This window comes from Mycolicibacter algericus DSM 45454 (assembly GCF_002086455.1).
Classification (GTDB): domain Bacteria; phylum Actinomycetota; class Actinomycetes; order Mycobacteriales; family Mycobacteriaceae; genus Mycobacterium; species Mycobacterium algericum.
Genome location: NZ_MVHC01000006.1, coordinates 44,310 through 56,476, shown reverse-complemented (window position 1 = coordinate 56,476; position 12,167 = coordinate 44,310). Strand labels below are relative to the sequence as shown.

Sequence of the window (12,167 nt, the reverse complement as noted above, 5' to 3'; positions counted from 1 at the left end):
CGCCAGGACACGTCGCCGTCCCGCGCGGTGACCGACCCTATCTCCCTTGGACTTTCAGGACGTCGTCAAGCGGGCGCCGCCGGGTGCGCGGCGGTGATTCTTCGGTGGCGGGTGCGTGCCCGATCCGGATCAGCACCTGTGGGAGGGCATCACCGCCCACCAGCGTCTCGACGATCTCCCGGGACGCCTGTACCTCGGTCAGATGTGTCAGCGGGCAGGTGGCCAGTCCGGCCATCGTGCACTCCAGCAGGACGGCCGAGAGCGCCTCGCCGGTCGCCAGGGCGTCGGCGCGGGTATCGCTGTCGGTGGACAGCACCACGACCGTGGCCTGGTCCTCGGTGAGGTGAACCCGCCGTTCCTGCCGATGGCCGGCGGGAAACGCTCGCCCGATGCCCACCCGGTCACCTTCGGTGAGCGACGCCAACGAGCGGTAGGGGATACCCGCGGATTCCTCGAACGGCACCGTCCAGCGATTCAGTTCGGCATGGTAGTTGGAGTCGTAGAGCCGCAACGATTCCGCCAACTGTGACGCCTGCGTAAGCCGAGGGCGCGTGTCCTCGGGCAGCACATCGAGATGCACCCGCATGTGGCCGATGTGGTTGCGCAGTACGGGTTCGAACAAGTCCCAGTTCGACGGTGCGGCCAGCGCCAACCTATCGCTGCGCCGTACCCGCATCGCGTCTACGCGGCGGTGGTGCCCGGCGGTGACAAAGCCCATCCGGGCGAAGCGGATCGACGCGAGATGATCGGGGTTGTTGGGGTTGGGAAACCGCTGCACATCGGTGCGCAGGCCGACCGCGGCCACGGCGGCCCGAAGATGATCCAGCGCCGCACCGCACCCGATGACCGCCTGGCGGCCGCCCCGATCCGACGGAAGTATCCGGCCGGGGTCGACGAACAATCGGAGCTCGTCGCCGTCGAGCACCCAGCGCCACGGCTGGATGTTGTGCTGCGACGGGGCACGGCATGCGGTCTGCACCGCATCCCGGATCGTTTCGGTCGCGACCAACGCGGTAGACACCTCAGTCCTCCGATCTCCACCTATCACCCATGATCCCGTGAACCGAGTGCCGGCGAAAGGGCCGTTGGCACTCTGCGGGTCGTCGTCCTACCTGCATAGCAGGCGAACGGCGCCGAGGTGGGGCCCAACGACTCCTGCAAACCAGCCCGGCCTGCCGTAGCTTCAAGGTCGGGGCGGGCGACGATGGCTGGAGGGCCGCACGATGTCACAAGCGGAGACGACCCGCGGGATAGTGGTGGGTGTCGACGGATCTGCCGAATCCGATGCGGCGGTCGCCTGGGCGACGCACGAGGCGGCTATGCGCAACCTGCCGCTCACCCTGTTGCACGTGGTGACCCCGCTGGAGACCGGATGGCCGCCGGACCCACGGTCTGACGGCATGCCCAGCTGGCAGGCCGACGCGGCGCGAGGGGTCCTTGAACGGGCCCGCAGTGTTGTCGAATCCCGTGGGCCCGCGGCACCCAGGGTGCACACCGAGATTGCCTACTCCCAGGTCATCGCCACGTTGATCGGTGCCACCAAGGGCAGTTGGATGACCGTCGTCGGCAGCACGGGGCTGGGCGCGATCGGCCGCTTGCTGCTGGGCTCGGTGAGTACCAGCCTGATCCACCACGGCCACGGCCCGGTGGCGGTCATCCGGACGGATCGCGCCGTCGCCGAGGACGCACCCGTGGTGGTGGGGATCGACGGATCGCCGGCCTCGGAGACCGCGGCGGCGCTGGCGTTCGACGAGGCGTCCCGCCGGGGAGTGCCACTGGTGGGGTTGCACGCCTGGAGCGACGTCGGGGTCATGCCTCTGCTGAACATCGACCGCAGCGACTACGAAGAGCAGGCACACGAGATTCTCGCGGAACGGCTTGCCGGCTACCAAGAGCAGTATCCCGATGTGATCGTGCACCGGAAGGTGGTCAGTGACCAGCCCGCCCGCTGGTTGATCCACGCGGCCGAGCAGGCCCAACTGGTGGTGGTCGGCAGTCGCGGCCGTGGCGGATTCGCGAGTCAACTGTTGGGTTCGGTCAGTTCCGCGGTCGCCCAGGCGGCGGGGATTCCGGTGATCGTGGTCCGCCCGCGGCCCGCCGCGAAATGACCTTGGCCGCACCGATCGTCAACACTGGAAGCCATGGAGTCTGAGATACCCGGGGAGAAGGCGGCGCCCTACGTTCAGGCACACGAGACGCACTCCGGCGTGGTGGTGCTGGTGGGCGATCGGGCCTACAAGGCCAAAAAGCCGCTGCAGACCGACTTCCTCGATTTCCGCACCGTGGCGCAGCGTGAGCAGGCGTGTAGGCGAGAAGTCGAGCTCAACAGCCGCCTTGCGCCCGACAGCTATCTTGGGGTGGCCCACTTTCAGGGGCCCGCCGGCGCCCCGGCCGAACCGGTCATCGTGATGCGGCGCTATCACGATGAAGAACGGCTGGCCTCGATGGTCAAGCGCGCCGAGCCCGTCGAACACGTGCTCGACCGCATCGCCGGCCTGCTGGCCGATTTCCACGACCACGGCGAGCGCAGCCCGACGATCAGCCGGCAGGGGGACCCCGAGGCGGTCCGGCAACGCTGGGACGACAACTTTCCCACGCTGCACCAGCACGCCGGCACCGCTGTGCCATCCGAAACCGTGCGGCGGGTGCAGGGTCTCGGCGCCGAATACCTGGCCGGCCGGGCGGGTCTGTTCACCCGGCGCGTCGAGCAGGGCTGCATTGTCGACGGCCACGCCGACCTGCTGGCCGACGACATCTTCTGGGTGGACGACCGGCCGGTGCTGCTCGACTGCCTGGAGTTCAGCGACGAACTGCGCTATGTCGACCGCATCGACGACGCCGCCTTCCTGGCCATGGATCTGGAGTTCCTGGGACGCAAGGATCTGGGGGACCATTTCCTGGAGCGCTACGCGGCAGGTTCGGGCGATACCGCGGCGCGCTCGCTGCGGGATTTCTACATCGCCTACCGCGCGGTGGTGCGGGCCAAGGTCGACTGTGTGCGGTTGACCCAGGGCAAACGAGGGTCCGCAGCGGCCGCGGCCGACCACCTGGACATCGCCTTGCGTCACCTGGAGGACGGCGCCGTGCGGCTGGTGCTCGTCGGCGGCGGCCCCGGTACCGGGAAGTCGACCCTGGCCGGCGCACTCGCCGGCCATGTCGGGGCGGTGGTGGTGTCGACCGACGACGTGCGCCGGGAATTGCGCAGCTCCGGGCAGCTCAGTGGCGAGGCGGGCAGCCTCGGCGCGGGTCTCTACGCGCCGGCCAACGTCGCAGCCGTCTATCACGCGGTACTGCAACGGGCGGGCCGCCACCTGGGCGACGGGGTGTCGGTCGTGCTCGACGGCACCTGGCGTGACGCGGAGATCCGCGCCGAAGCGCGCCGGCTGGCCGACGACAAGCATGCGGCGTTCGGCGAGATCCGCTGTGTGGTGCCGATCGAGGTCGCCGCCGAGCGCGTCAGGACCAGGGCGGCGGGCAGCTCCGATGCGACGCCCCAGATCGCCGGCGTGCTGGGGGCTGACGACTTCCGGTGGGACACCGCGCATCACGTCGACACGTCGAAGCCGCTCGATGAGTGCGTGCGAGAGGCCCACGAGCAATGGCGGGCCGCGATCCAGCCGCCGTACGGGGACGGCGCCGCGCGGTAGCCGCCGCCGCGACCCGTCGCTTCCCTAAACTGTTCCGGTGCGCATCGTCTTCGCCGGCACCCCGGACACCGCGTTGCCGTCGTTGCAGCGGCTGATCGACTCACCGCGCCACGAGGTGGCGGCGGTACTCACCCGGCCCGACGCGGCGTCGGGGCGGCGGGGGCGCCCGCAGCCGTCGCCGGTGGCGCGGCTGGCTCTCGACCACGACATCCCGGTGCTGCGGCCGGCCAAGCCGAACTCGCCGGAGTTCGTCGCCGAGCTGGCCGACCTCGCACCCGAGTGCTGCCCGGTGGTCGCCTACGGGGCGCTGCTGCGCGACGGCCTGCTGTCGGTACCGGTGCACGGCTGGATCAACCTGCACTTCTCGCTGCTGCCGGCCTGGCGGGGGGCGAGCCCGGTGCAGGCTGCTATCGCCGCCGGCGACGAAGTGACCGGCGCCACGACGTTCCGGATCGAACCGGACCTGGACTCCGGTCCGGTCTACGGTGTCGCCACCGAGACGATTCGGCCGGGCGACACCGCCGGTGAGCTGCTGGGCCGACTGGCGGTCTCGGGTGCCGAACTACTGGCGGCCACTCTCGACGGCATCGCCGACGGCGCACTGACCGCGGTCCCGCAGTCATCCGACGGGGTCAGCTATGCCTCGAAGATCAGCGTCGAGGACGCGCGGGTGCGCTGGGAGCTGCCCGCCGCGGTGATCGACCGTCGCATCCGGTCCGTCACCCCGAATCCGGGCGCCTGGACGATGATCGGCGATCTGCGGATCAAGCTGGGACCGATCAGTATCGCCGAGGAAGCGCCGAAGACGCTGGCGCCCGGGGATATTCACGTCGACCGGCGAAGCGTCTGGGTCGGCTCCGGATCGACGCCGGTACGACTGGGCCAAATCCAGCCGCCGGGAAAGAAATTCATGGACGCCGCCGACTGGGCGCGCGGCGCCCGGCTCACCGAAGCGCGGGCGTCATGACCCGCCAGCCCCGCCGGCCGCAGCGCGGCCCGCACAAACGCGAGCGCAAACCGCTGGATCCGGCACGCCGTGCCGCATTCGACGTATTGCGGGCGGTCTCGCAGCGCGACGCCTACGCGAACCTGATGCTGCCCGCGCTACTGCGCGAACGCGGGATCACCGGCCGCGACGCCGCTTTCGCCACCGAACTGACCTACGGCACCTGCCGGGCGCGCGGGCTGCTCGACGCGATCATCGGGGCGGCCGCGCAGCGCTCGGCCGACGCGATCAACCCGGTGCTGCTGGACCTGCTGCGGCTGGGCAGCTACCAGTTGCTGCGCACCCGCGTCGACGCCCATGCCGCGGTGTCCACCACCGTCGAGCAAGCCGCTATCGAATTCGATTCGGCGCGTGCGGGTTTCGTCAACGGAGTGCTGCGCACCATCAGCGGCCGCGATGAGCAATCCTGGACCGGGGAGCTGGCGCCGGACGCGGCCACCGACCCGATCGGACACGCGGCGTTCGTCCGGGCGCATCCCCGCTGGATAGCGCAGGCCTTCGCCGATGCGCTGGGGGTCGACGCCGGTGAACTCGGCGCGGTGCTGGCCGCCGACGACGAGCGTCCCCAGGTGCATCTCGCCGCCCGGCCGGGCATGCTGACCGCCGCCGAGCTGGCCGCGGCCGTCGAGGGCACCGTCGGCCGGTATTCGCCGTACGCGGTGTACCTGTCCGGCGGCGACCCGGGCCGGCTGGAGCCGGTGCAGGCCGGTGCAGCCCTGGTACAGGACGAAGGCAGTCAACTGGTGGCCCGTGCGCTGGCGTTGGCTCCGGTAGCCGGCGACGACACCGGGCGGTGGCTGGACCTGTGTGCCGGACCCGGCGGAAAGACCGCGCTGCTGGCCGCGCTGGGAGCCGCGACCGGCGCACGGGTGACCGCGGTGGAACAGTCGCCGCAGCGCGCCGACCTGGTCACCGAGAACACCCGCGGCCTGGATGTAGCGGTGCTGACCGCCGACGGCCGCGATTCCGGGTTGCCGCCCGGCTTCGACCGGGTACTGGTCGATGCGCCGTGCACCGGTCTGGGGGCATTGCGGCGCCGCCCCGAAGCGCGCTGGCGACGCCAGCCCGCCGACGTCCCGGTGCTGGCGAAGCTGCAGCGCGAACTGCTGGCGGCGGCGATCGCGCTGACCCGGCCGGGCGGCGTGGTGCTGTATGCGACGTGTTCGCCGCACCTGGCCGAAACCGTCGGGGTGGTGGCCGACGCGCTGCGGCGGCATCCGGTGACGGCGCTGGACACCCGGCCGTTGTTCGCGCCGTTGGACGGCTTGGGCCTGCTCGGGGAAGGCCCGCACGTGCAGTTGTGGCCGCACCGGCACGGCACCGACGCCATGTTCGCCGCGGCGCTACAAGTAGGCTGAGCACCGTGTCACGACCCATGATCGCGCCGTCGATCCTGTCGGCGGACTTCGCCCGGCTCGCCGAGGAGGCCGATGCCGTCAAGGGCGCGGACTGGCTGCACGTCGACGTGATGGACGCCCACTTCGTGCCCAATCTGACGATCGGCCTGCCGGTGGTGGAAAGCCTGCTGGCGGCCACCGACATCCCGATGGACTGCCATCTGATGATCGAGGACCCGGGCCGGTGGGCGCCGCCGTACGCCGAGGCGGGCGCCTACAACGTCACGTTCCACGCCGAGGCCACCGACGACCCGATCGCGGTCGCGCGCGACATCCGGGCCGCCGGCGCCAGAGCCGGGCTCAGCATCAAACCGGGCACGCCGCTGGAGCCCTACCTGGAGATCCTGCGGAACTTCGACACCTTGCTGGTGATGTCGGTGGAACCGGGATTCGGCGGGCAGTCCTTCATCCCCGACGTATTGAGCAAGGTGCGCACGGTGCGCAAGCTGGTCGACGCCGGAGAGTTGAGCATCCTGGTGGAGATCGACGGCGGCATCAACGCCGACACCGTCGAACAGGCCGCCGAGGCCGGCGTCGACTGTTTCGTCGCGGGCTCGGCCGTCTACAGCGCCGAGGACCCGGGCGCCGCGGTCGAATCACTGCGCCGCCAGGCCCTCGCCGCGTCGCCGCATCTGCGCGCATGAGTGCCGAGGCATGAGTACCGCCCCGGCCGCGACGGACGCCGCCGGTTTCGATGCGGCGATGCTGCTTGCGATCGACCAGTCGCAGCAGGTCAAGGGAAACACCTATCCCAATCCTCCGGTGGGTGCAGTGGTGCTGGACCGTGACGGCCAGGTGGTCGGCGTCGGCGGGACCCGGCCGACCGGTGAGGCGCACGCCGAGGTGGTGGCGCTGCGCCGCGCCGGCGAGCTGGCCGCCGGCGGCACCGTGGTGGTCACGCTGGCGCCCTGCAACCACCACGGCCGAACGCCGCCGTGCGTGGAGGCGGTGCTGGCCGCCGGTGTGGCACGGGTGGTCTATGCCGTCGAGGACCCCAATCCCGAGGCGGCCGGCGGGCCGGCGCGGCTGGCAGCGGCCGGGATCGAGGTGCTCTCCGGGGTGCAGGCCGCCGCGGTGACCGTCGGGCCGCTGCGGGAGTGGTTGCACAAGCAGCGCACCGGTTTGCCGCACGTGACGTGGAAATACGCCACCAGCATCGACGGGCGCAGCGCGGCCGCCGACGGGTCGAGTCAATGGATCACCAGCGAGGCGGCGCGGGCCGACCTGCACCGCCGCCGCGCGGCCGCGGACGCCATCGTGGTGGGCACCGGAACGGTGCTCGTCGACGATCCGACGCTGACCGCCCGGCTGCCCGACGGCACCCTGGCCGACCGGCAGCCGCTGCGTGTGGTGGTGGGAGAGCGCGAGATCTCCGCGGACGCCCAGGTGCTCAACGACGACTCGCGCACCATGGTGATCCGCACCCACGATCCGGCCGAGGTGCTGCGGGCGCTCTCGGATCGCACCGATGTGCTCCTGGAGGGCGGTCCCACGCTGGCCGGGGCGTTCCTGCGGGCCGGGGCCATCGACCGGATCCTGGCCTATGTGGCGCCGATCCTGCTGGGCGGGCCGATCACCGCCGTCGACGACGTTGGGGTCTCCAGCATCGCCCGGGCGCTGCGTTGGCGGTTCGACACCGTCGAGCCGATCGGCCCGGACCTGCTGTTGTCCCTGGTTCCGCACTGACCGGCGCGCCAACCGCCGCCGACGCGGCGTTCGCCGAGATTGCGCCGAGGGCTGTGATTCTCTCGAAATCGACGCCCGTGGAAGCGATCTCAGCGATTCGCCGGTCCCGGTGTGCGCAATCCCGAGCTGCTAGCCGGCGTGGCGCTCGGGGACGCGCACGCTCGCGGAGGAACCGGCGTCGGGGTCCTCGACGGAATCCTTGTTGCTGCCGATGAACAGCCCGAGCACTGCGCCCACCACACATACGATCGCGGTGATCCCGAAGATCTCGCCGTACATCATGGCGAACGCCAGCTTCGAATTGTGCGCGGTCGCGGCCATCTTCTCGGCCAGGCTGCCGCCGGGCACCTTGGGGATACCGGCCAGGATCTGGTTGAAGCGGTACAGGCCCCATGCCGACAGGGCGGCCAGCCCGACGAGCATCCCCGTCATGCGGGCCACCACCACCCCGGACGCGGCGATGCCGTGCTCGCGCGGCGGTACGGACCGCATCACCGCCGACGTCAACGGGCCGATCACCAGCCCCAGCCCGAAGCCGGCCAGCATCTGGTCGGTGTCCAGGGCGGGCAGCGAGAACAGGCCCAAGATGTCATGCCGGTAGGCCAGCAGATCGACCGGCCATTTCGAGATCAGCCAGTAGCCGCCGGCCGCGATCAACAGGCCGACGAACGTCACCCCCCGGTCGCCGACCCGGGTGGCGATCCAGCCGCCCAACAGCGCACCCACCGGTAGCGCGACCAGGAACCGCAGCAGCAATCCGGCGGCCTCGTTCTGGGTCATGCCCAGCACGCCCTGCCCGAACAGTTCGACGTCGACCAGCGTGACCATCAATGCCGCGCCGGCACACACCGAAGCGCCCAGTGCGGCCAAAAACGGCCCGAACCGGGCGCCGGTCGGGTCGATCAGCTTGGTGCGGGCGAACCGCTCCCACAGCGCGAACAGCACCGTGGCCGCCAAGGCGCCCGCCAACACCGGGGGGCCCCAGTCGGGCAGCGCCTGCTTGGCGTTGGGTTCGGGGTTATACAGGCCGATGACGGCCAGCCCGAGCGCAACCGCCAGCAGCAGCCCGCCGACCACGTCGACGCGTTCGGGCGGCGCGTCGTCCGGGGCGGCGTCGGCCCGCGACGGCAGGCTGAAGTGGATCATCGCCATCGCCATCGCGGTCAGCGGCACGTTGATCCAGAACACATCGCGCCAATCCCGCAGCAGCCAGACGATGAAGATGCCGTAGAGCGGTCCGAGGACGCTGCCCAGTTCCTGGGCGGCGCCGATCCCGCCGAGTACACCGGCCCGGTTGCGCTGCGACCACAGGTCGGCGCCCAGTGCCAAGGTCACCGGCAGCAGCGCGCCGCTGGCGACGCCCTGGATGGTGCGGCCCACGACAAGCGTGGACAGATCGGTCGCCAGTGCGGTCACCACCGAGCCGATGGCGAACGTGGTCAGGCTCACCTGGAGCAGCAGCTTGCGGCCGAAACGATCCGATGCCCGCCCCAGCAGCGGCATCGCGGCGATGTAGCCGAGCAGATAGCAGGTGATGATCGGGGTGAGCTGCTGGATCTTGTTGATCGGGATCCCGACACCGGCAGGCTGCGGCGCCATGATGTCGCGCATGATGGTGACCACGACGTAGGTGTCGAGGGCACCGAGCAGGACCGCGAGGCTACCTGCGCTGATTGCGAGTCTGCGGTTGACCCGCATCACGCTCCCGCCGGCTTCTCAACCGTGACCGGGTCATTCCAGTTCGACAGCGTCATCTGGATCGAGTTGCCGGCACTGGGGTCGAGCTGGGCCTGGACCAGCTGGTGGTCGCCATCCTCCTGGATCCAGACCGTGGCCGGCGTCGACGCGGTGGCCTTGAGCTGCGGGGCCAGGGCGTTCACGGCGTCGGCGGGCGCATCGCCGGTGACGCGGACCGCCTTCTGGCCGTTGATGGTGTCGCGGGCCTGCGCCTTCGGGTCCTTCAGCTTGGCCAGCATGTTGGCCAGCCCCTTGTCGGGGCTCAGGATCGCTGCCACGTCGTAGATCTTGTCGGCGGCGCCGTAGTTGTCGTAGTCGTCACCGGTGATCGCCGCGTACAGATCGCCGTCGATCACCACGAACTTGGCGTCGACGTCCGAGCCCAGCATCGTGATCGTCGCGTTGCCCTTGGCCGCCGTCGTCGGTTCGTTGGTCAGATCGCCCTCGAGCGTCTTGACCGGCAGGTTCTTGATCTGGCCGGTCACCGAGAGGGCCAGGTGGGCACTCTTGAGGTCGGCGGTGGTGGTGGCCGACTCCTTGACCAGCGTCGTCGCGTCCGGCAGCGGACCGCCGGCATCCTTACTGGAGCAGCCGGCGAACAGCGCGGCGGCGGTGGTGGCGGTGGCCAGGGCGATCACAAGTCTGCGCATGGGTGACATCGTATAGAGGCCGCCCAGCCGGGGCGGTCCAGCGGGCGCATAGCCTGTTGTGATGTTCACCGGAATCGTCGAGGAACTGGGCGAGCTGGTCAGCCGCGACGAGCTGACTGACGCCGCGCGCCTGGTCATCCACGGCCCGACCGTCGTGTCCGACGTCCGCCACGGCGATTCGATCGCCGTCAACGGGGTGTGCCTGACGGTGGTGGAGGTGCTGCCCGGCGGCCGCTTCTCCGCCGATGTGATGCGCGAGACGCTGGATCGGTCCAGCCTGGGATCCCTGCAGGTCGGCGGGCCGGTGAACCTGGAGCGCGCGGCCGCGCTGGGCAGCCGCCTGGGCGGGCACATCGTGCAGGGGCACGTCGACGGCACCGGACGGGTGCTGGACCGCAGGCCCGCGGAGCACTGGGAAGTGGTGCGGATCGCGCTGCCGGCGCCGCTGGCGCGCTACGTGGTGGAGAAGGGCTCGATCACCGTCGACGGCATCTCGCTGACCGTCGCCGGGCTGGGCTGTGACCCCGACGACTTCTTCGAGGTGTCGTTGATCCCGACCACACTGCAGCTGACCACGCTGGGCCGCGCCCCGGTCGGCGCACTGGTCAATCTCGAGGTGGACGTCATTGCCAAGTATGTCGAGCGGCTGGTGACAAATCCCGCTCGATGAGTCAGGCGGCAAACCCTGGCCTGGGAGTGGTTCATACTGGACGGGCGGGTTACGCCGATCGGGCGGCCCGGAGACGGCGAATTCAAGGTGGCATAGATGACGAAGTTGGACACCGTCGAGCGGGCGGTTGCCGACATCGCGGCAGGAAAAGCCGTCGTCGTCATCGACGACGAGGACAGGGAGAACGAAGGCGACCTGATCTTCGCCGCGGAGAAGGCCACCCCAGAACTGGTGGCGTTCATGGTGCGCTACACCTCCGGGTATCTGTGCGTGCCGCTGGACGGCGCCATCTGCGACCGGCTGGGCCTGCTGCCGATGTATGCGCTTAACCAGGACAAGCACGGCACCGCCTACACCGTCACCGTCGACGCGAAAAACAATGTCGGAACGGGGATCTCGGCCTCGGACCGGGCCACGACGATGCGGCTGCTGGCCGACCCGGCTGCCGCCGCCGACGAGTTCACCCGGCCGGGCCACGTGGTGCCGCTGCGGGCCAAGGACGGCGGGGTGCTGCGCCGGCCGGGCCACACCGAGGCCGCGGTCGACCTGGCCCGGATGGCCGGCCTGCAGCCCGCCGGCGCGATCTGCGAGATCGTCAGCCAAAAGGACGAAGGCGCGATGGCCAAGACCGACGAGCTGCGGGTCTTCGCCGACGAGCACGGCCTGGCGATGATCTCGATCGCGGACATGATCGAGTGGCGCCGCAAGCACGAGAAGCACATCGAGCGAGTCGCCGAGGCCCGCATCCCGACCCGGCACGGCGAGTTCCGGGCGGTCGGCTACACCAGCATCTATGAGGACGTCGAGCACGTGGCGCTGGTTCGCGGCGAGATCGCCGGTCCGCACAACGACGGCGACGACGTGCTGGTCCGAGTGCACTCCGAGTGCCTGACCGGTGACGTATTCGGTTCACGGCGCTGCGATTGCGGGCCACAACTCGATGCCGCGCTGGCGATGGTGGCGCACGAGGGCCGCGGGGTGGTGCTCTACATGCGCGGGCACGAGGGCCGCGGCATCGGGCTGCTGCACAAGCTGCAGGCCTACCAGTTGCAGGACGCCGGCGACGACACCGTGGACGCCAACCTCAAACTGGGGCTGCCGGCCGATGCGCGCGACTACGGCATCGGGGCGCAGATCCTGGTGGACCTCGGCGTCCGCTCGATGCGGCTGCTCACCAATAACCCGGCCAAGCGGGTCGGGCTGGACGGCTACGGGTTGCACATCATCGAGCGGGTTCCGCTGCCGGTACGGGCCAACGCCGAGAACATCCGCTACCTGATGACCAAGCGGGACCGGATGGGCCACGACCTGACCGGGCTGGAGGAGTTCGACGATTCCTCACACCTGCCGGGTGAGTTCGGCGGGGCGCTGTGA

At 70.3% G+C, this 12,167-nt stretch carries 11 protein-coding genes; 8 read left to right on the top strand and 3 right to left on the bottom strand.

The window, feature by feature from the left end; all coding sequences use genetic code 11:
- Nucleotides 1-37: 37 nt before the first annotated feature.
- On the bottom strand, nt 38-1,021 hold the full coding sequence (locus BST10_RS08110; RefSeq protein WP_083037386.1) for an Acg family FMN-binding oxidoreductase: 984 nt from the start codon (nt 1,019-1,021) through the stop codon (nt 38-40).
- Between the two features lie 202 nt (nt 1,022-1,223).
- Here BST10_RS08110 and BST10_RS08105 point away from each other — a divergent pair, with 202 nt between their 5' ends.
- From BST10_RS08105 to ribD, 6 genes are read left to right on the top strand one after another with little or no spacing between them, the layout of a single operon-like run.
- The gene (locus BST10_RS08105; protein ID WP_083037385.1) at nt 1,224-2,108 is read left to right on the top strand and encodes a universal stress protein; all 885 of its coding nucleotides are present in this window, start codon (nt 1,224-1,226) and stop codon (nt 2,106-2,108) included.
- Nucleotides 2,109-2,141: 33 nt separating this feature from the next.
- The gene (locus tag BST10_RS08100; protein WP_083037384.1) at nt 2,142-3,647 is read left to right on the top strand and encodes a bifunctional aminoglycoside phosphotransferase/ATP-binding protein; all 1,506 of its coding nucleotides are present in this window, start codon (nt 2,142-2,144) and stop codon (nt 3,645-3,647) included.
- Nucleotides 3,648-3,684: 37 nt separating this feature from the next.
- Nucleotides 3,685-4,614, top strand: coding sequence for a methionyl-tRNA formyltransferase (fmt, locus tag BST10_RS08095; RefSeq protein WP_083037383.1), 930 nt, complete (start codon nt 3,685-3,687; stop codon nt 4,612-4,614).
- Complete coding sequence (locus tag BST10_RS08090; protein WP_083037382.1) at nt 4,611-6,011, top strand: RsmB/NOP family class I SAM-dependent RNA methyltransferase; 1,401 nt, start codon at nt 4,611-4,613, stop codon at nt 6,009-6,011. Before fmt ends, BST10_RS08090 begins: the two co-directional genes overlap by 4 nt.
- 5 nt (nt 6,012-6,016) lie before the next feature.
- Complete coding sequence (gene rpe / locus BST10_RS08085; protein ID WP_205277399.1) at nt 6,017-6,694, top strand: ribulose-phosphate 3-epimerase; 678 nt, start codon at nt 6,017-6,019, stop codon at nt 6,692-6,694.
- Nucleotides 6,695-6,704: 10 nt separating this feature from the next.
- On the top strand, nt 6,705-7,736 hold the full coding sequence (ribD, locus tag BST10_RS08080) for a bifunctional diaminohydroxyphosphoribosylaminopyrimidine deaminase/5-amino-6-(5-phosphoribosylamino)uracil reductase RibD (RefSeq protein ID WP_083037380.1): 1,032 nt from the start codon (nt 6,705-6,707) through the stop codon (nt 7,734-7,736).
- Between the two features lie 129 nt (nt 7,737-7,865).
- Here the strand turns inward: ribD and BST10_RS08075 are convergent, their stop codons facing one another.
- Nucleotides 7,866-9,434, bottom strand: coding sequence for an MFS transporter (locus tag BST10_RS08075; protein WP_083037379.1), 1,569 nt, complete (start codon nt 9,432-9,434; stop codon nt 7,866-7,868).
- Nucleotides 9,434-10,132, bottom strand: a complete 699-nt coding sequence (locus BST10_RS08070) for an LppX_LprAFG lipoprotein (protein ID WP_041318040.1) — start codon at nt 10,130-10,132, stop codon at nt 9,434-9,436. Before BST10_RS08070 ends, BST10_RS08075 begins: the two co-directional genes overlap by 1 nt.
- A 52-nt stretch (nt 10,133-10,184) precedes the next feature.
- Between BST10_RS08070 and BST10_RS08065 the strand changes: the two genes are divergently transcribed.
- Both BST10_RS08065 and BST10_RS08060 read left to right on the top strand, forming a co-directional pair.
- Complete coding sequence (locus BST10_RS08065; protein WP_083037378.1) at nt 10,185-10,793, top strand: riboflavin synthase; 609 nt, start codon at nt 10,185-10,187, stop codon at nt 10,791-10,793.
- A 96-nt stretch (nt 10,794-10,889) separates the two neighbouring features.
- Entirely contained in the window at nt 10,890-12,167 is a 1,278-nt protein-coding gene (locus tag BST10_RS08060) for a bifunctional 3,4-dihydroxy-2-butanone-4-phosphate synthase/GTP cyclohydrolase II (protein ID WP_013829217.1), read from the top strand.